Here is a 21,306-nt window from a genome sequence, read left to right as displayed (position 1 = left end):
TTCGAGTCTAAGAGTGCAGTAATCAACTAAATTCCTGTGCTCATTAACATTAACCTTAAGTAACACACTGGATGTGACGTTATGAAACTAAACAAAATTGCTACAATGATTATGCTGGCCCTTGGTATACATGCGGCTAGCGCTTCAGAACTCACCGTTGCTGATATAACTAAGAAAGCGATCGAGTCTAATCCAGAAGTTCAGGCTGCATGGCATACATTCTTAGTTTCTGGTCATGATGTAGGACTAGCACGCGCAGGTTATCGACCTACCTTAGATTTGAACTCTGGGGTGAATTACCAAAGACGAGACTATGGTATAGAAAGAGAGCTAAATGCTGGGTACGCTGAACTCCTGTTTAATCAGATGATTTACGATGGTGGTAGAACGCGTAATGAAGTTAAACGGTTTTCTCAAGCACAGCTTGTTCGCTACTTTGAGCTGCTTGATATAGTTGAAAGTACCGCTGCAGCAGCAATAACAGCATACCAAGATGTACTAAGACAAAGAGATTTGGTTGCGCTCGCGCAAGAAAATCTGTCTAAACACTTAGATGTTTACAAACAGGTAGAGCAAAGCAGTCGAGCAGGCGTGGCCAGAGCAGCAGACCTCGAACAAATTAGCGGCCGGGTCTCTCTTGCTGAATCTAACTTATTAGTTGAGCTGTCAAATCTACATGATGTAAGCGCGCGCTATTTAAGAATCGTTGGCCAAATGCCGGCAAATCAGTTGGCCCCTGTCACTTTAACACCTTCTTTCTTACCTCCCTCGGCGAGAGAAACCATAACGAAGGCTTATAATTCTAATCCAGCATTTCATGCCGCATTACGAAATATTGCCGCCTCTGAAGCCTCTGTTGATGCAAGTAAAGCTGGATTTCGACCACAGCTAAACTTAACTGCACGTTATGGCACACAGAATCATGATGATCTTTGGCAGAATAATAGCCAAACTGAAGGGCGTATTGGTCTTGAGTTTAGGTATAACCTGTATAACGGCAATAGAGATAGAACAGCCGTTCGTAGAGCGTTAGATGAAGTTAATGTCGCGAAAGATCTACGAGATAAGGTTTGTGTTGATATCAGACAAACACTGCAAATTGCCTATAACGATGTTAATAAACTCAGTGAGCAGCTACCAGTTTTAAATCAACACCGTTTATCTTCAGATAAAGTAAGAACAGCCTATAAAAACCAATTTGACATTGGGCAACGCACCCTACTTGATGTGCTGGACTCAGAAAATGAGTACTTCCAGGCCGCGCGTGCCTTTACCAATGCCAATTACGATCTCAGCCTTGCCATCACCAGAACGCTGGCAGGCATGGGGCAGCTTCTCACTGCCGTCAATGTCACACGGAATGGCTTACCGACATTAGCTGATTTAGGTTCGGAACCACTGCAAGTTAAACCAGAGGAAATTTGCGGCATTACTGAAATCGATAATCAACTTGCCACCTTAAGAGATGATGATGGCGATGGCGTACCTAATTATCGCGATGATTGTCCAGATACGCCAAAAGGCGACAAGGTTGATGCTAAAGGGTGTTCAGTTTTTGAAGCGGAACAAGTTACGATCAGCTTAAACGTGTTGTTTGCGCATGATTCAGATATTATTGACCAACGCTATACCGATGATATCGCTGCATTAGCTAATTATCTGAATCGATACCCAAATACTAAAGTAGAGATTCAAGGGCATACCTCAGCCGTAGGGAAGGAATGGTATAACCAAATGCTTTCTGAAAGAAGAGCCAGAGCGGTCGCCTCAATACTTTCACAGCGTTTTGGTATTAGCACCAATCGTATAAGCGCTAACGGTTATGCCTCCAGCAGACCTAAAGTATCAGGCAACACAGAGGAAGCGCATCGCCAAAATCGAAGAATTGAGGCTAGTGTAACAGCGAGATAAATTTGTAGCTGGAAATGTATATCCTGAGCAGCTATGGTAACGTAGCTGCTCAGGTTTTAGTGTTATTAAAGAAGTTGCAGTAAGGAAAATTTCTTAGTATGGAGTCACAGAAAGAGCATTTCGATCCTCTGGCAGAGTGTTTAAGGCTAATTGCACTCAGCCACCACAGAGAGTTCGGTAAAGAGTCGATTTTATCTGGGCTACCACTAAGCAATGGTTGTTTAACTCCCGCCGTTTTTGACAGAGCAGCAAAAAAGGTTGGCTTCAGTAGCAGGCTTGCTAACAGGCAACTTTCAGCAATCAATCCTAATTTACTACCATGTATTTTATTACTGAATAACAAAAGCTGTTGCTTACTCACTAAATTAAACCTGCAAGACAATACGGCAGAAGTTATCTTCCCTGATTTACCAACGAGTAGCCAAACGCTTACGCTTACCGAATTGGGTGCACTTTATGCTGGGCAATTAATATATTGCAGACCAGAATTTCAGTTTGATAAACGAGCACCCATCATCCAAAACCTAAGAAAAAGGCATTGGTTCTGGAGTGTTATTAAAGAAAATCGCAGACTTTATCGCGATGTGATCATTGCAGCTTTCGTTATAAATCTGCTTGCTGTTGCTATGCCACTTTATGTTATGAATATTTATGACAGAGTGGTACCGAATCACGCAACTGCAACATTATGGGTACTGTCGGTGGGTATTTTGCTGGCTTTGTTTGCCGATCTTATTCTCAGGCTGATGCGCAGCTGGTTTGTGGATCTCGCAGCAAGTCGAGCTGACATTAAGCTTTCATCCTCCATTATGGAAAAAGTAATGGGAATGAAGCTAATGCATAGACCGGATTCAACAGGCTCTTTTACTTCTAATATACAGTCTTTTGAATCTATCCGCAGCTTTACAGGCTCTTTAACAATAGTCACTTTAGTCGACTTACCTTTTATTTTACTCTTTATCACGATCATTGCGCTTATAAGCTGGCCGCTGATAATTCCAATATTACTAGGCGGGGCCTTTATCATCTTTTACGCATTAATGGCGCAACAAAAGATGAAGAGCTTATCTGAAGACTCCATGCGCGCCAGTGCTATGCGCAACTCGACCTTGGTTGAAAGTATTTCTAACTTAGAAAACGTAAAAAGCTTCAATGCCGAAAACCATATCCAATCAGTTTGGGAAAAAGCGACTATCTTTATCAGCCGTTCTGGCGCCAAAATGCGCTTTTTATCGACCTCTATTACTAACACATCCATGTTTGTGCAACATACCGTGTCTATTGTCATTATGGTTATTGGGGTATATCTGCTGATCGATGGGCAAATGACCCAAGGTGGACTGATCGGTGCATACATGCTTTCATCTAGGGCCATTGCGCCCATAACACAAGTAGCCGGCTTACTTGCTCAGTACCATAATGCCGCAACCGCCATGATGTCACTGGATGAAATTATGGCAAGACCGACAGAAAATGAGAGCAGAAACAATCAAATTAGTCGTCCTGTATTAAAAGGGGATATTGAGTTTCGTCAGGTCAATTTCAAATATCCAGGTGCTGAAAACCTTGCCCTATCAGGTGTTAGCTTCAAAATCAAAGCCGGCGAACACGTGGCAATACTAGGTAAAAACGGCTCAGGCAAAAGCACACTTGAGCGGCTAATCCTTGGGCTTTATGAGCCAGAATCAGGCGCGGTGTTAATTGACGATGTCGATAGCAGGCAACTTAACCCTACAGAATTACGCCGTAATATTGGCTATGTACCTCAAGATATTTCGTTATTTTTTGGTACATTGAAAGAAAATATTATCACTGCTCATCCGCAAGCTAAAGATGATGAAATTCTCAAGGCCGCAGACTTAGCCGGTATTCTGCCTTTCGCTAATAAACATCCAGCGGGTTTTGATATGCCTGTTGGTGAAAGCGGTAAATTGTTATCTGGAGGCCAGCGTCAATCGGTGGCCATCGCCAGAGCCTTAATCAATGAACCTGCTATTTTATTACTGGATGAACCCAGTGGCTCGCTTGATCACTCTAGCGAAGAAGTCCTAAAACAAAAGCTTGCACAATACGCTATTGGTAAAACAATGCTGGTTGTAACTCATCGAAGTTCATTACTGTCTCTTGCTGAAAGGATAATCGTTATAGATGCAGGTAAAATCGTTGCAGATGGACCCAAAGACATGGTGTTAGATGCATTACGTCAAGGTAGAGTTGGGAGCGCCAGCTAATGAGCAACGAAAAAGAAAAAACACTTGAACAACGTAGCTTTGAGAAAATTAGCACACTCACTGCCTTGCCAACTGCAGCCAACTTATTAGAACGCTTCTTTAGCCGTTGGCTCACGCCAGTACAGCAGAGTGATTGGGTGGTTGATGCCGAATGGGCCAGAATCCAACAAGAGCCGCTTCGGGCCAGAGCGTTACTTTACACTATATTGATTGCTTTTGTAGTGCTCATCATTTGGGCTGCATTCGCCCCGTTAGATGAAGTGGCCAGAGGTGATGGCAAGGTTATCCCGTCACAACAGCTTCAGGTCATGCAGTCTTTAGACGGAGGTATCGTCGAGGCCATCTTTGTCAGAGAAGGTCAAATTGTTGAAGCTGGAGACCCGCTTTTACGCATCGACCCAACGCGTTTTATCGCGAATTTCAGGGAAAGTAGAGCGCAATTTTTTGCACTAACAGCCGAAGTTGCTCGCTTAAGAGCCTTAACGACTGATAGCGAATTAGTTTTTCCCGACGAACTGCATGCTGAAGCACCCTACATTGTGTTACAAGAGCAACAATTATATGAAACTAGCAAAGCAGAATTAGCTGCGCAGCAAGCCGCGATTCGAAATCAAATGACGCAACGACAAGAAGAATTGCGTGAAATTCAAGCGGCAGAAGTGCAATTTAGAACCACCTTAGAGCTCACGACTAGGGAACTTAATGTTACAAAGCCCTTACTCGCTTCCGGCGCGGTATCTGATGTCGATATTATACGCTTAGAACGCGATGTGGCTAATTTAACCGGTGAGTTAAGGCGCTCACAAGCCAATATTGCTAGGGCTCAAGCCGCTATCTCTGAAGCCAATAATAAATTGCGTGAAACAGAGCTTACCATGCTTAATCGCTGGCAGAGTCAATTAGCAGAATCAAGAGCTAAATTAGAAAGCTTAACCGAAGCAGAAGCGGGCTTAGCGGATAAGGTAAAACAAACTGAGATTCGCTCACCGGTTAGGGGCACGGTACAAAGGCTGTATTTTAATACCTTGGGTGGCGTTATTACCCCTGGGAGAGATGTACTTGAAATCATTCCTCTTGACGATCAATTGATCATTGAAGCGCGCATACCCCCTAAAGATATTGCTTTTATCAGACCGGGCCAAACAGCCATGATCAAGTTTACCGCTTACGATTTCGCTGTCTATGGTGGGCTAAGTGCCGAAGTACAACATATTAGTGCCGACACTATCACTGATGAGCACGAAAACACTTTTTATCTGGTTCGTTTGAAAACACATGATATTGGATTTAATGATGAACTTCTTATAATACCCGGGATGACCACCCAAGTTGATATCATTACAGGAAAGAAGACCGTCTTAGAATACCTTTTAAAACCGGTGTTAAGGGCAACTTCACAGGCGATGACGGAACGATGAAACTACAACATATTATTTATACGGAACAAGAGCTGATTAGCCCAAGATGGCTAGATGCGATGCCTGAGGCTCTAATTGAAACTAAGTTTGTCAAACAGCAAGTACCCGCAAACACTATAATCTGGGTACTTGTTGGCATAACGCAATGGCAGGAAATCATCCGATTTTTCAACGCTAATGGCAATCCCGTATTAGCATTAACTCGTAACGGTAGCACGCAAGAGGTAATCACGGCGTTGAATGCCGGTGCCAAAGGGTATCTTGATCTATTTTCGAATACAGCCATACTTGAGCAAGCGGCTAATGCTGTAACGCATGGCGCTTTATGGTTGCCAGCATCAATAGTAACCGGCCTCATTGGTTCATTATCGACCAAAATTCCTTTTGAAAACGATGAAGCCTTACAAAAGCTTACCAAAAGAGAATTAGATGTAGTAAATGAAATAAAGACAGGTCTGAGCAATAAAGAAATTGCCAGAAGACTGGCGATCTCAGAGCGAACAGTTAAGGAGCATCTTACTTCCGTGTTTTCAAAACTAGAGGTTAGTGACAGATTCCAGCTAATCTTGAAACTCAAGAACTAGCTTTGTAGCAAGTTAGCCAAGGAGAAGACTATGTTCGTAAAAAGAAATGCTAATGCAGAGATTGTGCTAATTAGCAAAGAACACATTCCCGGCGTGGCTGAAGAATATGTTGAGGTTGAGTCACAGGCATTAGCTGATTTTATGCAAAATACCAAAAAGCACTTGCCGGTGGTAGAGTTTCAAAAGTCAGACCAAGATTTAATTCGGGTACTAGAAGATGTTATTGATCTCTTGACTGCCAAAGGCATTATCCAATTTACTGATCTGCCGCAAGCCGCTCAGCAGAAACTGCTATCACGTCAGGATATCAGACACCGTATCGCAACTTTAGATTTGGTATCAGATAATCCTGATGATGAAACTGTGAATTTAGCTCTTTAATCCAGCATTAAGCGCAATTCCCCTTTAAGGAACTGCGCTAATTCTCACCCAACTAGACAACTGCCACGCCAGGCCCAGTTATCGCATCCAAACCGACTTGTTGTAATAAAGCCGCGTCATAGTCAACAACCACACCTTCTGCAATCATAGTTAATCCTAACGAATGTCCCAGAGCACAAAAGCCACCGACAAATTCTTTCGCATCTTGCGGTGCGCTAAATAGCTGCCGTATTAATGAAGCATCGACTTTCAAATAGTCTAAGCCTAACTCTTGAATATCTTTTAGTTGCGCAAACTGATTACCTGCTGCCTGCACCCCTAGCATAACCCCGAGCGGCTTGACCGCTTTCACAAAATCTTTGAATGCAGCAATCTCTGCAATAACAGCCTGCTCGTTAAACTCTAGCGAAAGCCTTGAACTTAACTCGGGCCGCGACGCTAAAAGATTAATAATACTATTTTTAAACGCATGTTCTTTGATGGTTTCAATACTCATATTCACGGCAAGTAACAGCGTTTCAGAGTCTTGTAACAAAATTAAGGCATTACGAATCACCGCAATATCAAGCTGAGCCAGCAAACCTAAGCGTCTTGCCCAAGCAATAAAGCAACCTGCTGATCGCGTTTCTCCAGCCAAGTGTATTCTGGCCATCGCTTCGTTATGCACCAAACTACCATCATAACGACATACCGGATATTGCTTCAGGGAAATAGCGTTATTTTGAATGGCCGTAGTGAGCGCTTCTCGCCATTCAGCGGCACTGCGGAACATTTGACCTTGCTCAGGTAAGTAAGCTAACTCAATCCCCGCCTCTGTCGTTAACTCGGCATTAGCCAGCACATTGTCTAACTTAATCAAAATATCTGCTTTCGCTTCGCCACTAAAAAACAGCGTTGAGGCTAAAGGGAACTGTATACTAACGTCAGCCTGATAACATGCTTGCACATGCCTAAGCGCTTGCTGAATAGCACCATGGATTTCTGCTAAATCATCAGTTTGTGTCAACAAAATTGCAAAGTCACTACTGTTTAACCTGGCAACCACGCTTGACCTAATCTGACCCTCCAGCGCCTTGCAACGTTGCTGTAAAATACTCGCAACGCTACATAAGATTTGATCTGTGGTCTTATGACCAAGCTGTTGATTGATAACCCGTAAATCGAACACCCTCAGCATACAAATCACATGCGGTTCTGATTTATCATCTCCAGCAACAGCGGCATCCAATGCTGCCATAAACGTGGCTCTATTGCTTAAACCTGTTAATTCATCTAATTGAAACTTTATTCGCATTTCATCCAGACGCTTATTTTCAGCCTCTAGCATATTACGAACCCTTAATGATAATAGGTTCATTGCACGTACAACACGGCCAAACTCCAGCGTTTTAGGTTCATGGGAGGTAATAAAGCGCCGCCCACCGATTGCCTCAGCTTGGGCAACTACATCGTCCAACGGCCGGGTAATAATTTTCAGCACTATCGTACCTAGAGCCCCTGAAAAAAACGCGACAACAGCAAACCAGAAAAACATCTTTGACGTGCTCTGCCATAATGCTTGCTGCGCAAATCTGCTATGACTTTCAACATATAAAGTACCAAACTGTTGCCAGCCATCTTGGATTTGTGCAACGCCAGGCAAGACGTTTAATGGCACTAAGGCAGTAAACCAGTCAGGAACGGATTCGGCAGTTTCAGACTGATACTCCTTCACTAAAAAAGTCTCGCCATTAGCCAAAATTAAAGCAATTTTTTGATAATGGCCGGTATCGAACTGGGCTGCGAGTAGCAATTCAATCAGCGTAGGATCTTTTTCTAATTGCGAAATCGACAGTGCAAGCATATTAGCATTATCAATATTTTTGACATTTAATTGCTCTGTAAAATAGTTTCTTGCACTGTAACTACTTATCGAAAAACTACTTACAAAAGCCAGTGCCAGTACGATAGTGATCACAACCCAAAGTTGTTTTATTAATGACATGGTCCACTCTCTAAAATACCAAAACGATATAAAATCAGCACAGAGTTAAAAGCGGATGCCATCTTGCTGCATTCGCTCTAACACATCACGCCAACGCGACAACCGCGCTGTAGGACTGGAAGCTGCACGATTACTACTTAGATGCCCAGCCCATAAACCTTCGCTATTAAAACTAAATACAGGGGACAGATCTGGTCGCTCGGAAGCTAAAGCAACGGTATTGATCAGATTATCCAAAATAAGCGGTTCAGCCGTTGGCTCCGCATAATATCCCAGCACCATATGTGGCTCAAAGATCGAACTATTTGGCCCTCCCATTCTGGCACGGACATAAATCAGTCGCAGTTTAGCATCGTCAACCCCTGCGAATCTAAGGCTAATATACTTGGCTATCGCATAATCTTCACAATCACCAAAACCTTTTGCCAAGGTTTCCATCGGAGTAGCCCAATAGTCACTGGCATTCCATAAGGCTTGGTCTGATTTGAAACGCACATTGTTTTGAAAAAATTGATTTACCCGATTTAACTTTTCAAGCTCATCTAAATTCTCCAGACCCATTAGCATGCGCTCCCATTGCCGAGCAAGTTCAACTCGCGACTCACCATGTCTACTCAGCATTTCGCGATGAAACACCGCAAAATCAATCCCCACACTTTTACTATTTGCTACGGAATAGCTAACGTAGAGAAATGCCAATAGTAAAAGCACGCTCAAAAAAACGGGATAAAGCGCACGCCTAAACATCTGAATGCACAATGCGATGTCGAAAAGGTTGCGCCAAATTGCCAAAATAATAGGGGGCACCTGTCAGCTTGCTCATCTATCTAAATTAAACCTTGCTCTAAGCATAAACTAATTAGCCGCCTTACTTAATGCTATTTAGCCGATGGCACAAATTAAATTCCCTTTTCACAGCCTGCTATAACATAAAGACATCTGGAAGTCTCTCGCGGACTGTGCCATAGTCATGAAGCAATTATGAAATCTTTAGTTGTTGTACTGAGCCCAGGATCAGGTTGTTAAAGTTATTGCTTTAATAAATATAATTTGGAGAAATCACTATGCGCAGTTTTACGCAACATCCTATCGCCTTGGCAGTGGCAGTTTCATTGCTAAGCCCAGCGGCCTATTCACAGCAAGTTGCTTCGGCAGAAGACGAAAAAATTGAGCAAATTGTGGTTACAGGTACCCGCGTCGCAGGTCGCTCAGTCTCTGATACCGCTGTGCCAATTGATATTATTAGCACTGAAATGCTGCAACGCGCTGGCTCCACGGAGTTAAATCAGTTGCTTTCTACTGCACTACCTTCATTTAATTTCCCAAGACCAGGTCTTGCTGATGGCACCGATACGGTTCGCCCAGCAACGCTTCGCGGTTTAGGGCCTGATCAATCTTTGGTATTGGTAAACTCAAAGCGTCGACATGCGGCTGCCTTAGTTAACGTAAATGGCACTGTCGGACGGGGATCTTCTGCCGTCGATCTAAATACCATCCCCACTGCGGCAATCAGCTCGGTGGAAGTACTACGTGACGGCGCCTCTGCTCAATATGGCTCTGACGCTATTGCTGGCGTACTAAATGTCAGATTACGTGAAGCCAGTGAAGGCGGTAATATAACTACGTCTTACGGTTGGAGGGATACCAACTACAGTACACCGACTACACCACCACCTGCAGGCGCAACGTGGAGCGCGCCTGCGAATATTGAGCGCAGTAGAACAGATGGTGAAACACTGACAATTAGTGGCTGGCGTGGCTTCGAATTGGGTAGTAATGCTTTTTTAACCCTGTCTGCTGAGTATAAAGATGCCGAGCGAACTGAACGTGGTGGCTGGGACTTTCGCCAGCAATACGCGCTGGTAGATGGCGAGTTTGACCCTCGCGAAGCGCTCTTTAATCGTTTTAATGCTTGGTATGGTGAACCAGAACTTGCGCAATTCACCCTTTTCGCCAATGCTGGAAAAACGCTTGATAACGGTAAATTATATGGATGGTTCAGCTATCAAGATCGCGAAGCTAAATCAGCTGGTTTTTACCGTCCAGCCAGAGATGCGCGCAATGTGATTGAAATTTATCCAGACGGATTTTTACCTATCATTTCGCCCGATGTGACGGATGCCAGCGCCGCTGTAGGTTATGAATTTGATGTCGGCGAATGGACAGTTGATACCTCCTTAGTCTGGGGTCAGAATCGTATGGCTTTCACTATTGAAAATACGCTAAACCGCTCGATTGGCCCAAGCAGCAAAACAGAGTTTTATGCCGGCGGCTATCGTTATGGGCAGGCGGTGTTTAATCTTTCTGGTGTTCGCTCATTTAATGTAGCGGCCTTAGCTTCACCCTTAAACTTAGCAACCGGCGTGGAACTGCGCCGCGAACGTTATAGTATTTTTGCAGGTGAACCGGACTCTTGGCGTAATGGCGGTGTATTATTGCCTAATGGCAACCCTACCGCCTCTGGCGCACAAGTATTCCCTGGTTTTAGACCAACGAATGAAACTCGAGATACACGTCGTGCTGTAGGCGCTTTTTTGGATCTTGAAGCAAATATTACGGATAATTTGCTTGGTTCAATCGCCGTTCGTGCTGAGGATTATTCTGATTTTGGTAGTAATTTAACTGGTAAAGCCGCTTTACGTTATGATTTTACTGATAACTTCGGATTAAGAGGCTCTCTGCAAAATGGTTTTAGAGCACCTTCATTACAGCAGCAAAACTTTACCGCGACTTCGACAAACTTTATTAATGGCGTACCTTTTGATATTACGACATTCCCAGTTAGTGATCCTGTTGCACAAGCACTAGGAGCAAAGGCCTTAGATGCTGAGGAATCGGTAAACTTTTCATTAGGAACAGTATTTCGTCTGGGCGGTGTATCTGTCACCATCGATGGGTATCAGATTAATATTGATGACCGCATTGTACTATCAGAGAACCTCACCGCGGTGAATGTTCGTGAATACCTCACTTCGCAAGGTTTTATTGGCATAGGTGGTGGGCGTTTCTTTATCAATGGGGTTGATACCGAAACGCAGGGCGTGGATGTTGTAATTAACTGGTCTCTGCCAACAGAGCACCTTGGTTTATTTGATTTTACCTTAGTGGGTAATTACAACGAGACCAAAGTAACCGCTTTACCAGAAACCTCTCAGCTGTCAGCGTTAAACCCAGCGCCCACCTTATTTGGTCGGGTTAATGTGTTAACTTTTGAAAAGGGCACTCCAAAAGATAAATTTGGCGCCACGGTTAACTGGCAGTACGACAGACTAAGCGCCAGCGTGAAAGCAACGCGTTATGGTGAAGTGCTGGCACCGGGTACTACAGCAGCAAATGACTTCGTATTAAGTCCAAAAACGCTGGTCGATTTGGAAGCAAGATACGAGTTTAACGACAACTGGACGCTGGCTTTTGGTGCGGATAATATTTTTGACCAATATCCAGATGCCTTTCCAACGAGCTTAAATACTACGGGAGCCACGTCGTTCTCCAACTATTCTCCTTTTGGCCGTTCCGGTCGGTTGTTTTATGGAAAAATAGCCTATAACTTCTAATAGAATCTCTTAGTTAGTTTTAGATACAGCAGGCGCTAATAGCGCCTGCTGCTTTATTCACAAGGCTAAACCATTAATAGCAGATATTGGCACTAAACTTTCAAGTGCAGGTTTCGCAAAGTAGTAGCCCTGCAAATAACGAATACCTACGGCAGTTAAATACTCCAGCTCTTCACGTGTTTCCACGCCTTCAGCCAAAACCTTTGCACCTTGTAGTTCACATTGCGCGATAGTTTTTAATAAAATGTTTTGGTTGACCACATTAAGATGAATATCGCGGATCAGCTGCATATCTAACTTTAAAATATGTGGCTTTAATTCTATCAACCAATCCAAGGTGGCATAACCTGAACCATAATCATCAATCGCCGTTTGAAAACCTCTTTTGGCATAACTGCGGAAAATTCGGTTTAAATGATTTTTATCCGGTATCTCTTCCCCCTCGGTGACTTCAAAAATCAACTTGGTTAAATCAAAACCATATAAATCTGCCGCTTCAATGGTCGCTTTGATACAAGTTTCTGGGTTATACACCGCATTGGGGAGAAAGTTGATATTTAAGTAGGTTTCACAGCCTAATTTTGCCGCTGTTTCTATTGCCTTAACTCTACATGCCTGATCAAAATAATACTTGTTCTTAGCATTAATTTGCTGAAAAACCCACGCAGCACCCTCGCCATTTGGCCCGCGCACCAAGGCTTCATAAGCAAATATTTGCTTGGTTTGCCAATCAAGAATTGGCTGAAACGCCATACGGATTTGAAAACCTAAGTCTTGTCCACTTAAGCAATCGCTACAGCTTTGTTGTTTTACTGTGTCTGGAAACTGCATAACAATAGACCTCGACTGGATGAAGAATCCAATAAGCTGTTTAGACGATATACGCGTATAACATCGGGTAGTTTTGAAAATTGCTGAAAATTGACGATAAATAGCTCAAAACTAGCAGTAGTAACTTAGAAATGTATAATAGCAGACATATTCTTGGTGCGCCCGACTAGTCCTCAAAAAGGTAAGACATGAAATATAAAGATTTACGTGACTTTATGCATCAGCTTGAACAACGTGGCGAATTGGTCAGGATCAAGCAGCCTATCGATCCGGTGTTAGAAATGACCGAAATAGCCGACCGTACTCTCAGAGCGGGTGGCCCAGCCTTGCTTTTTGAAAATCCTAAAGGCTATAACATTCCCGTATTGGCAAATTTGTTTGGCACACCGCTGCGTGTTGCGCTGGGCATGGGCCAGGAAGATGTAGGGGCGCTGCGCGAAGTGGGTAAATTGCTGGCCTTTTTAAAAGAGCCTGAACCACCGAAGGGTTTGAAAGACGCTTTTAGTAAGTTACCGATCTTCAAGCAAGTGCTAAATATGTCGGTAAAACAGGTTAAAAAAGCGGTTTGCCAACAAGTGGTGTTAACTGGCGAGCAGGTTGATCTAACCCAGCTCCCCGTGATGACGTGCTGGCCTGGCGACGCCGCGCCCTTAATTACTTGGGGCCTGACCGTGACGAAAGGCCCGCATAAAGAGCGACAAAACCTTGGCATTTATCGCCAACAAGTATTGGGGAAAAACAAAGTCATTATGCGCTGGCTATCGCATCGTGGTGGCGCGCTGGATTTCTTTGAATGGCAAAAAGCCCACCCTGGACAGCGTTTTCCGGTTGCTGTAGCACTCGGCGCAGATCCTGCGACTATTTTAGGTGCCGTCACACCGGTGCCAGATACACTATCAGAATACGGCTTTGCCGGCTTGCTACGCGGTGATAATACCGAAGTGGTTAAATGTATTAGTAATGATTTACAAGTTCCGGCTAATGCTGAGTTCGTGCTGGAAGGCTATATCGAACCTGGAGAAATGGCACCAGAAGGACCTTATGGTGATCATACCGGTTATTACAATGAAGTAGACAGCTTCCCTGTCTTTACCGTGACGCATATTACGCATCGGCAAGAGCCGATTTATCACAGCACCTATACCGGCCGGCCACCAGATGAGCCAGCCATTCTTGGTGTGGCACTGAATGAAGTATTTGTGCCTATCTTGCAGAAGCAATTCCCAGAGATCACGGATTTTTATTTGCCGCCGGAAGGATGCTCTTATCGGCTAGCCGTTGTGACCATGAAAAAACAATACCCTGGCCATGCTAAGCGCGTGATGATGGGCGTTTGGTCTTTTCTGCGCCAGTTTATGTATACCAAGTTTGTGATTGTCTGCGACGATGATATCAATGCGCGTGATTGGCAAGATGTGATTTGGGCTATTACTACACGGATGGATCCTGCTAGAGATACCACTCTAGTGGAGAATACCCCTATCGATTATCTTGATTTTGCCTCACCGGTCTCAGGATTGGGCTCAAAAATGGGCATGGACGCAACCAATAAATGGCCAGGAGAAACCTCACGGGAATGGGGCGAGCCGATCGTGATGTCCGATGATGTCAAACAACGGATCGATGCCTTATGGCCTAGCCTAGGCATTCCTTTACCGGATAACGTAAAATGAGTTTTCAAGTTAAGGTTCTACCAGCAAAACTCCACTTTACGGTAGAAAATAATGAAACCATTTTGCAAGCAGCGCTAAGGCAAGGTATTGATTTTCCTTACCGCTGCCAGCAAGGCGTTTGTACCAGCTGCGTCTGTAAATTACGCGCGGGTTCGGTGCATTATGTACCACCAAGCCCGCTTACTGAGCTAGACCAACAGCAAGCTTTTGTATACTGTTGTCTAGCTTATGCGGATTCAGATTTAGAACTTCACCACCCCTTTATTCGCGGCTAAAGGCCGCTTACTACGAGATGTTTATGAACGCTATCGCTTGTCAGGTTGTTTCCATTGAAGCACTCACCCCAGTAGTGCATAAAGTGCTATTAGCACCCTCAGCACCCGTTACTTTTACTGCAGGTCAGTATCTACAAATCTGTATTACAACAACCGACAAACGTCCTTTTTCTATTGCCAGTACACCCGATCAAAGCTTGCTTGAATTACATATTGGTACACCAGAAGGTGATGCTTGGTCTAGCGCAGCAATGAGCCACTTGCAACAGCAGCATGCGTTAGCGGCTCCAGTACAAGTAGAAGTTGGTTTAGGAAAGGCACAATGGCTAGCAGGAAGTGACAGGCCGGTTATTTTAATGGCTGGTGGTACAGGGTTTTCCTATGTTTATAGTATAGCAATGGCCATTGCTGCCGCAAAACAGGACAAGCCGGTCTTTTTATATTGGGGCGTGCGTAGCGAAGATGCTCTGTATTATCAAGCAGAGCTTGAGCAATGGGCGACTGATCATCCAATGTTTCACTTTATTCCTGTGGTACAGCATCCCGCATCGTCTTGGACAGGGAGAACAGGCTTGGTGCATGAAGCCGTATTAAGTGATTTTACCTCGCTGGCAGCTTACGATATTTATCTAGCAGGCCCGTTTGCTATGGCAGGCGTGGCTCGCACCGCTTTTCTTGCGCAAGGTGCACAACGCGAACAGCTATTTGCAGATGCTTTTGCTTACATTTAATCCGCCACTACTCTGGTTTGTGACCCCAATACATGCCAAAATCCGAGTAAATGCACTAAAGGATGATAAAGATGCAGCATAAAACATTGATCAAAGTTCGTGGATATCATTTAGATATTTATCAGCATGTTAATAATGCGCGTTATCTAGAATTTTTAGAAGAAGCGCGCTGGGGTTACTTGGAAGATAGTGGCGATATTGACTGGTTTGCTGCGCATGGTCTTGCTTGGGTTATCGTGAACATTAATATTAATTACAAAGTTGCCGCCACCATGGGCCACACATTAGAAGTGTATACCCGTTTTAGTAAAGTGGGAGGCAAGAGTGCTGTGGTTTCACAAGAAGTCAGAATTGTAGGTAGTGATGCGGTCGCTGCCGATGCCGAGGTGACCTTTGTTTGTCTGGATCAAAAAACCGGTAAAGCCGTTGCAATCGAAGGCGAACTGCGCCAGCGGCTGGAGCAACATTTGGTGGAATAACGCCACCATTTTCACCTACCTTGTATAAGATGGGATGCTGCTCAAGTTGTCAAAACGGCGCTGAGCAGCAAGCAACAGCTTATCTCGATGTCCTCATACTGATACAAACTTACTGTTCCAACCATTTACTCATCGTTTGCCTAAATAATATGGCATCGTCACTGTCTTCACAGGAAATACTCTTTGCTTTCATTTGCTGAGAAAAAAAATCCAACGCAGGCTCAACAATCATACAGCGGTTATTCAGCCGCACAAGCTGCTTACCGTCAGTATAAGTAAATAATACACCCGCTGCTGGGGCAGTGTTAAGTTGCTGATATTCCCTCGCAACTGTTAATCGAGGCTGCTGTTGCTGCTTTGCCCAGCCAGCGTAGTCTGCTACTGGCGCACTATGCTGCTGGGTGATGCCAGCTAATGCTCGCTCCGCCAAACTGGAGGAAGTTGCTGGCGTGGCAGTCTGTTTGATGACTAAGCGAGTTTCAGTGTCTATTCTGGCATGTTCCGGAGTCGAAGCATTGTCCAACACGTCAGCGGACTCTGTACTCCCATTTGGTGCAGATAACGTCTCTTGCGCAATACTGCTACTTGGGGTGGCAGCAATCTGCATAGCAGCCTTTATTTCTTCGGGTTCTGGCGGTGGCATAACGTCGGTAAAGTCAGTTAACAGAGGAGCTGCCAAAACAACAGGTTTGGCAGCGGTATACAAATAACTCGATATTGGCACTATCACAGGCGGAGGCGAAACCGGTAAGGGTTGTAGCAGAAGCGCAAAGAACAGCAGATGAATAAGGATTGCCCAGCCAACTGGCAATAAATAGCCGTGATGCCAGTTTCGCTGCATGCCCACTCCTTGCGCTAAGCCACTCAGTATGATCAGAATACTAAGACGTTACCTACAGCGAAAGATTCCCGGTAATTTGCTGCCATAACTGTAATTTCTGGCTAAAAGGCATAGCGGCATAAGCCGGACTGGTAGAGGGTAACGCTAGTAAGTGGGGAATCGGCCTAACTAAATGCGACTTTACGTGCTTTTGGAAGCTTTGTAAGGCTTTACCACCGTTAAAGGCTATAACATGAATATGCGGGTAAGTGGCGAAAAAACTGTCAAAATCGTTTGCCTGCTCATTGCGAATGGCACTATCCAGACTCCCCTGCCGTTCACAGTGAGCCAAAACATCCCATAGCGCGACACCCTGTGCAGTTAACTGCTGTAGGCGAATTGCATAAGGTAAATCAGCAGCAAAACCATATAAAGAGGCCATAATCGGCCAAAAGGCATTTCGTGGATGCGCATAGTATTGCTGCTGCGCCAGCGAAGCAGCACCTGGCATACTGCCTAAAATCAGTACCCTGGCATCGGTATTCACAACCGGTGCCAGGCTTTGCAGCGGCTTTAGCACAGTTCAGGCTGATATTGTTTTACTTTTTGCCAAGCCATTGCGGCTTGCTCACGATCGCCCTCTTGTTCTGCTAAATAAGCCAGCACAGCGAATAAATAGCCGTTCGTTGGATTATCACGCAACCACTGTTGGACCATTTTACGTAATTTCAGCACCGAGCGACCAAGCGGTATTTGGCGTAAATAAGGCCAGGCGGCAGCAAGGTCTGGCATACTTAACGCATTTACCAGCTTTTGCTCAGCCTGCTCGCATAAGCCCACTTGCGCTTGCGCCCACGCTAAACCTAGCAGTGCCGCGGTCGATTTACGCTCTTTTGGTGGCAAATCTTGCAAAAAATCCGCATCTTCGCTGAAGCCTTGTTGCGCACTAAGCTGTGCGATGGCCATCGGGTAAAGCATAAAGCGCTGTTGCTGCCACTGCGCCTTGCTAAACCAGCGCTGGTTAATGGCTTGAGGTACCGTTTGTAACAATTGCCGCCATTGACCGGCTTGTTGTAAAGCCTGCATATATAACTGCCCTAAAGCGCCATCTTTTGCCGCTGCATCTAAATGCGCAGCAAGCACCTGACAAGCCTGACCTGCTTGGCCTTGTTGCAATAATAAATCGGCTTGTACAAATGCACTGTTACTATCGTCTGCTACCAAGGCTGTCGCCAGCGCGGCAGCTTGTTCACGCTGGCCAGCATATAAACTGGCATAGCTGGCTAACATTCGCTTTTCATTCTCGCAGTAGGGATCTTGTAAAGCATACTGTAACTGCTCGCTTGCCAGTTGCCATTGCTGCCGTGCATAAGCTTGTAAGCCTGCAGCAAATGCGAGCTGTGCCTTACGTTCACGCCTTGCACGAAAAAAATTGAATGACAGATGCTGCCAACGCACAAGTTTTTTGACCAAAGAAACGAAAAGGTACAACAGCAAAGCCATGACCAGTAATGCTAGTAATAAGCCTAACAAGGTCATTTCTATGGTATAACCCGCCACCACAATTTTGATATAGCCTGGGTTGTTAATCAGTACCGGCCCCAATAACATCGCTAGAATTAATAGGGCTGTTAATAGTAACAGCTTACTCATAACTCGCCTCCGTCATAGCAGCCAGGTATCGCTCTAATTGCTGCAAGCTTTGCAGGGCAGGTAAATTAGGTGTTGCTACAGATGCTTTCGCTAACGTGACCAGATGCTCATTTGCTTGCTGCACTGCCGCATTCTCAGCGACAAAATAACGCTGCAATAAATCACTGGCCTGACGCAGTGCAGCATGAAATACCTCGGGGTGTTGCTGCAAAAGCGCCAGCTCTGCCAAGGTGAACTGCTGTTGTAAACTTAACCGGACGGTTACTTGCTGCTCCAGCGTAAGGGTGTAAAAATCTTCCGGTAAAGTGGCACGCACTTGAAAAAGTTTACGCCAACTTTGCTGCCAAAATGCCGCTAAATTTGCACGCCAATTGGCCAGCTCTGTATCCGGCTCTGGCAAACTAATCAGGTGTTGCGCTGGCTGTTTCACAGGTAATTGCGTGCTAACCATACGTAATTGTGCTAACTGTAACTGAGTACTCGTTATGTCAGGTAAATTAACTTTTGCCAGTGCCGTCACATCTGTGGTGATGGCTTGTCTGACGACAAGTAAGGCGGGATCATTAAGTTTAGCTAATTGCGCCTCTGCTGCAATCAGTAAAGCTTTGGCACTTGCGACATCGTGTTGTAAGGTGAGATTGTAACTGGCGCGTTTTAACAGATAATGCGCCTCCATCACTAGCCAATGTTGTGGCGGCGCAGTTTCGCTTTGCTGTATTTGCTGGCGTAACGCCTGCACCTGTAATTGCAATTGTTCAATATAGTGTTGCTGTTGCAAACGTTGTTGCTGCTGCCAACTGGCTAATTCTTGCTGCTGCAAAGCAAACGCCTGAGTTTGTTGCTGCAGGGCATCCGCTAGTTGTTGCTCTAGCCGCTGCGTTGTAGCTTGATCTGCTTGCACATTGAGCAGCTGCTGCTGTTGCACTTGCTGCCATTGCGGCCACCACCATTTAGTAGCAATCGCTATTCCTACAGCTAGCAGCAACACCAATAACAATGCGAACCAAGCGACCACATTACTATGCTTTACTTCTAAGGTAGCGTCTGCTGCAGCTTGTGCCGTTGACGTGCGCTCGGCTTCTGCAACTGCATTAGGTAATTGTTCACTCATAGCTTGTCCTTGTTAAACTGCTTAATGGCTTCCAGCAACGCCTGATCATTTGCACTGCTGGCCAGATGTATATGTTGCGGTAAAATACCTAACGCCAACGCACTATCGCGCGCGCGAGGGCTGACCAAAATCCACTGTTTTTGGCATAGCCAGCTATGTTGCTCAAGAGGGACTAAACTAAAAATCCGCTGCAAAATTTCATTGCTGGTTGCCACAATACAACTTACTTTTTGGTGTTGCCACTGTTGGCAGAGCTGAGCACCGTCAAGGGGTAACGGAATGCGGCTGTAACTTTGCACATAACGGACCAAAGCACCGCGACTGCTGAGAGTGTGTTTAATCAGTTCACGCCCAGCATTACCGCGCACAATCACAATGTGTTTACCCGCAACCTGTTGTAATTCAGGTAAACTCAGCAAACCTTCGCTACGCTGATCTTGCGGTACTGTGACCGCTTGGCCACTCCAACGCGACAGTGCCGCAGCGGTGGTTTCTCCGACCGCAAATAATGGCGCAGTCAATTCAGATGCAGGTATTTGCTGCTCAAGCGCATGCACAGCACTCAGACTCACTAGAATTAATAACTCCGCCTGCGTAAGTAGCTTAATATCTCTGGCTTTTAGCTGCACCATTTGCGTGGTAATCACCGGCTGGTAGAGATAAGCAATCTCTTCACTATCTAAAGCTTCCAGTAAATGATCCGCTTTGCCGGCAGGACGGGTAATTAAGAACATAGTGATATCTAATTTTCCTGATAGACAGCGCTGAGGATTGCCCCTGCGCCAGCGGCTAACAACAGCTCTGCCAGTTGCTGCCCAAGCTGTTCTGCTTGCGCCGCGGGCCCTCTAATCTCATCACGAATAAGCTGTTGGCCATCTAAAGAACCGACTAAGCCTCTAAGCCAGAGTTGATCGCCCTCTTGTTCGGCAAAAGCACCAATCGGCACCTGACAGCCGCCCTGCAATCGACGATTCATAGCGCGTTCGGCTAAAACGCGGTTTCGCGTCTCACTATGCTCAAGCGGCGCTAACAATGCCTGTACCTGAGCATCATCACTGCGGCACTCAATACCTACGGCCCCCTGTCCATTGGCAGGTAAGCTCAGCTCAACCGGTAAATAGCTGGCAATGCGCGCAGCAAAGCCTAAGCGAATTAAGCCTGCTGCTGCCAAAATAATGGCTGCAAATTCACCATTATCTAATTTACTTAAACGGGTATTCACATTACCACGTAAATCCCGCACCTGTAAGTCAGGTCTTAGCGCCTTTAACTGACATTGACGACGCAAGCTCGAAGTCCCGACTACCGCACCTGCCGGTAATTGCGCTAAAGACGTAAATTGATTGGAGACAAAAGCATCGCGCGGATCTTCACGCTCGCAGATAGTGCTCAGCATTAAGCCTGGCGGAAACTCAACCGGGACATCTTTCATGCTATGCACAGCAATGTCGGCACGATCTTCTAAGATAGCCGTTTCCAGCTCTTTCACAAACAGACCTTTACCGCCAATTTTCGCCAGCGGCGTATCTAAAATTTTATCGCCCTGCGTCGACATGGGGACTAATTCGACTTGCAACTGCGGGTGATATTTTAACAATTCAGCTTTGACAAACTCTGCTTGCCACAGCGCCAGCGCGCTTTTACGAGTGGCAATACGGATACGTTGCATA

Annotated in this window: 19 protein-coding genes; 10 read left to right on the top strand and 9 right to left on the bottom strand. The window is 45.3% G+C overall.

Features of this window, described 5'->3' with window-relative positions:
- Positions 1 to 81 precede the first annotated feature (81 nt).
- The 5 genes from ACO1PK_RS07390 to ACO1PK_RS07370 all read left to right on the top strand — a co-directional run bounded on the left by ACO1PK_RS07390 (position 82) and on the right by ACO1PK_RS07370 (position 6,525).
- On the top strand, positions 82 to 1,911 hold the full coding sequence (locus ACO1PK_RS07390; protein WP_423188026.1) for a TolC family outer membrane protein: 1,830 nt from the start codon (positions 82 to 84) through the stop codon (positions 1,909 to 1,911).
- A 98-nt stretch (positions 1,912 to 2,009) separates the two neighbouring features.
- The gene (locus ACO1PK_RS07385; RefSeq protein WP_423188025.1) at positions 2,010 to 4,142 is read left to right on the top strand and encodes a type I secretion system permease/ATPase; all 2,133 of its coding nucleotides are present in this window, start codon (positions 2,010 to 2,012) and stop codon (positions 4,140 to 4,142) included.
- Positions 4,142 to 5,560: an HlyD family type I secretion periplasmic adaptor subunit gene (locus ACO1PK_RS07380; protein ID WP_423188024.1), complete on the top strand. Its 1,419-nt coding sequence runs from the start codon at positions 4,142 to 4,144 to the stop codon at positions 5,558 to 5,560. The genes ACO1PK_RS07385 and ACO1PK_RS07380 overlap by 1 nt, the downstream gene beginning before the upstream one ends.
- On the top strand, positions 5,557 to 6,144 hold the full coding sequence (locus ACO1PK_RS07375; protein ID WP_423188023.1) for a response regulator transcription factor: 588 nt from the start codon (positions 5,557 to 5,559) through the stop codon (positions 6,142 to 6,144). The genes ACO1PK_RS07380 and ACO1PK_RS07375 overlap by 4 nt, the downstream gene beginning before the upstream one ends.
- Positions 6,145 to 6,174: 30 nt before the next feature.
- On the top strand, positions 6,175 to 6,525 hold the full coding sequence (locus ACO1PK_RS07370) for a hypothetical protein (RefSeq protein WP_423188022.1): 351 nt from the start codon (positions 6,175 to 6,177) through the stop codon (positions 6,523 to 6,525).
- Positions 6,526 to 6,577: 52 nt separating this feature from the next.
- On the opposite strand, the gene ACO1PK_RS07365 is transcribed toward ACO1PK_RS07370, so the two are convergent.
- Both ACO1PK_RS07365 and ACO1PK_RS07360 read right to left on the bottom strand, forming a co-directional pair.
- Positions 6,578 to 8,509, bottom strand: coding sequence for a LapD/MoxY N-terminal periplasmic domain-containing protein (locus ACO1PK_RS07365; RefSeq protein WP_423188021.1), 1,932 nt, complete (start codon positions 8,507 to 8,509; stop codon positions 6,578 to 6,580).
- Between the two features lie 45 nt (positions 8,510 to 8,554).
- On the bottom strand, positions 8,555 to 9,208 hold the full coding sequence (locus ACO1PK_RS07360) for a transglutaminase-like cysteine peptidase (RefSeq protein ID WP_423188020.1): 654 nt from the start codon (positions 9,206 to 9,208) through the stop codon (positions 8,555 to 8,557).
- A gap of 365 nt (positions 9,209 to 9,573) precedes the next feature.
- Between ACO1PK_RS07360 and ACO1PK_RS07355 the strand changes: the two genes are divergently transcribed.
- On the top strand, positions 9,574 to 12,063 hold the full coding sequence (locus ACO1PK_RS07355; protein ID WP_423188019.1) for a TonB-dependent receptor plug domain-containing protein: 2,490 nt from the start codon (positions 9,574 to 9,576) through the stop codon (positions 12,061 to 12,063).
- 57 nt (positions 12,064 to 12,120) lie between these two features.
- Here the strand turns inward: ACO1PK_RS07355 and ACO1PK_RS07350 are convergent, their stop codons facing one another.
- Positions 12,121 to 12,894: an EAL domain-containing protein gene (locus tag ACO1PK_RS07350; protein WP_423188018.1), complete on the bottom strand. Its 774-nt coding sequence runs from the start codon at positions 12,892 to 12,894 to the stop codon at positions 12,121 to 12,123.
- Positions 12,895 to 13,082: 188 nt separating this feature from the next.
- On the opposite strand from ACO1PK_RS07350, the gene ubiD reads away from it, so the two are divergent.
- The 4 genes from ubiD to ACO1PK_RS07330 all read left to right on the top strand — a co-directional run bounded on the left by ubiD (position 13,083) and on the right by ACO1PK_RS07330 (position 16,052).
- The gene (gene ubiD, locus ACO1PK_RS07345) at positions 13,083 to 14,567 is read left to right on the top strand and encodes a 4-hydroxy-3-polyprenylbenzoate decarboxylase (RefSeq protein ID WP_423188017.1); all 1,485 of its coding nucleotides are present in this window, start codon (positions 13,083 to 13,085) and stop codon (positions 14,565 to 14,567) included.
- Positions 14,564 to 14,842, top strand: coding sequence for a 2Fe-2S iron-sulfur cluster-binding protein (locus tag ACO1PK_RS07340; protein WP_423188016.1), 279 nt, complete (start codon positions 14,564 to 14,566; stop codon positions 14,840 to 14,842). Before ubiD ends, ACO1PK_RS07340 begins: the two co-directional genes overlap by 4 nt.
- Before the next feature lie 23 nt (positions 14,843 to 14,865).
- Positions 14,866 to 15,573 (top strand): NAD(P)H-flavin reductase, encoded by a 708-nt coding sequence (gene fre, locus ACO1PK_RS07335; protein ID WP_423188015.1) that lies wholly within the window; start codon positions 14,866 to 14,868, stop codon positions 15,571 to 15,573.
- Between the two features lie 71 nt (positions 15,574 to 15,644).
- Positions 15,645 to 16,052, top strand: a complete 408-nt coding sequence (locus tag ACO1PK_RS07330) for an acyl-CoA thioesterase (RefSeq protein WP_423188014.1) — start codon at positions 15,645 to 15,647, stop codon at positions 16,050 to 16,052.
- A 109-nt stretch (positions 16,053 to 16,161) separates the two neighbouring features.
- Here ACO1PK_RS07330 and ACO1PK_RS07325 read toward each other — a convergent pair whose 3' ends face one another.
- The 6 genes from ACO1PK_RS07325 to hemC are packed head-to-tail and all read right to left on the bottom strand — an operon-like array spanning position 16,162 to position 21,305.
- On the bottom strand, positions 16,162 to 16,893 hold the full coding sequence (locus ACO1PK_RS07325) for a hypothetical protein (protein ID WP_423188013.1): 732 nt from the start codon (positions 16,891 to 16,893) through the stop codon (positions 16,162 to 16,164).
- A 52-nt stretch (positions 16,894 to 16,945) separates the two neighbouring features.
- Positions 16,946 to 17,452, bottom strand: coding sequence for a DNA-deoxyinosine glycosylase (locus ACO1PK_RS07320; RefSeq protein ID WP_423188012.1), 507 nt, complete (start codon positions 17,450 to 17,452; stop codon positions 16,946 to 16,948).
- On the bottom strand, positions 17,446 to 18,525 hold the full coding sequence (locus ACO1PK_RS07315) for a heme biosynthesis HemY N-terminal domain-containing protein (protein WP_423188011.1): 1,080 nt from the start codon (positions 18,523 to 18,525) through the stop codon (positions 17,446 to 17,448). Before ACO1PK_RS07315 ends, ACO1PK_RS07320 begins: the two co-directional genes overlap by 7 nt.
- Positions 18,518 to 19,636: a uroporphyrinogen-III C-methyltransferase gene (locus tag ACO1PK_RS07310; protein ID WP_423188010.1), complete on the bottom strand. Its 1,119-nt coding sequence runs from the start codon at positions 19,634 to 19,636 to the stop codon at positions 18,518 to 18,520. Before ACO1PK_RS07310 ends, ACO1PK_RS07315 begins: the two co-directional genes overlap by 8 nt.
- Positions 19,633 to 20,370 carry a uroporphyrinogen-III synthase gene (locus tag ACO1PK_RS07305; protein ID WP_423188009.1) on the bottom strand — a complete coding sequence of 246 codons (738 nt, stop codon included), beginning with the start codon at positions 20,368 to 20,370 and terminating at the stop codon, positions 19,633 to 19,635. Before ACO1PK_RS07305 ends, ACO1PK_RS07310 begins: the two co-directional genes overlap by 4 nt.
- Before the next feature lie 8 nt (positions 20,371 to 20,378).
- Positions 20,379 to 21,305 carry a hydroxymethylbilane synthase gene (gene hemC, locus ACO1PK_RS07300; RefSeq protein WP_423188008.1) on the bottom strand — a complete coding sequence of 309 codons (927 nt, stop codon included), beginning with the start codon at positions 21,303 to 21,305 and terminating at the stop codon, positions 20,379 to 20,381.
- Between the last annotated feature and the right edge of the window lies 1 nt (position 21,306).

The sequence above is a fragment of the Alishewanella sp. d11 genome, from assembly GCF_049390205.1.
In the GTDB taxonomy this organism is placed as follows: Bacteria; Pseudomonadota; Gammaproteobacteria; order Enterobacterales; family Alteromonadaceae; genus Alishewanella.
The sequence above is the reverse complement of the archived record's forward strand: the minus strand, read 5'-3'. Positions and strand labels throughout refer to the sequence as shown.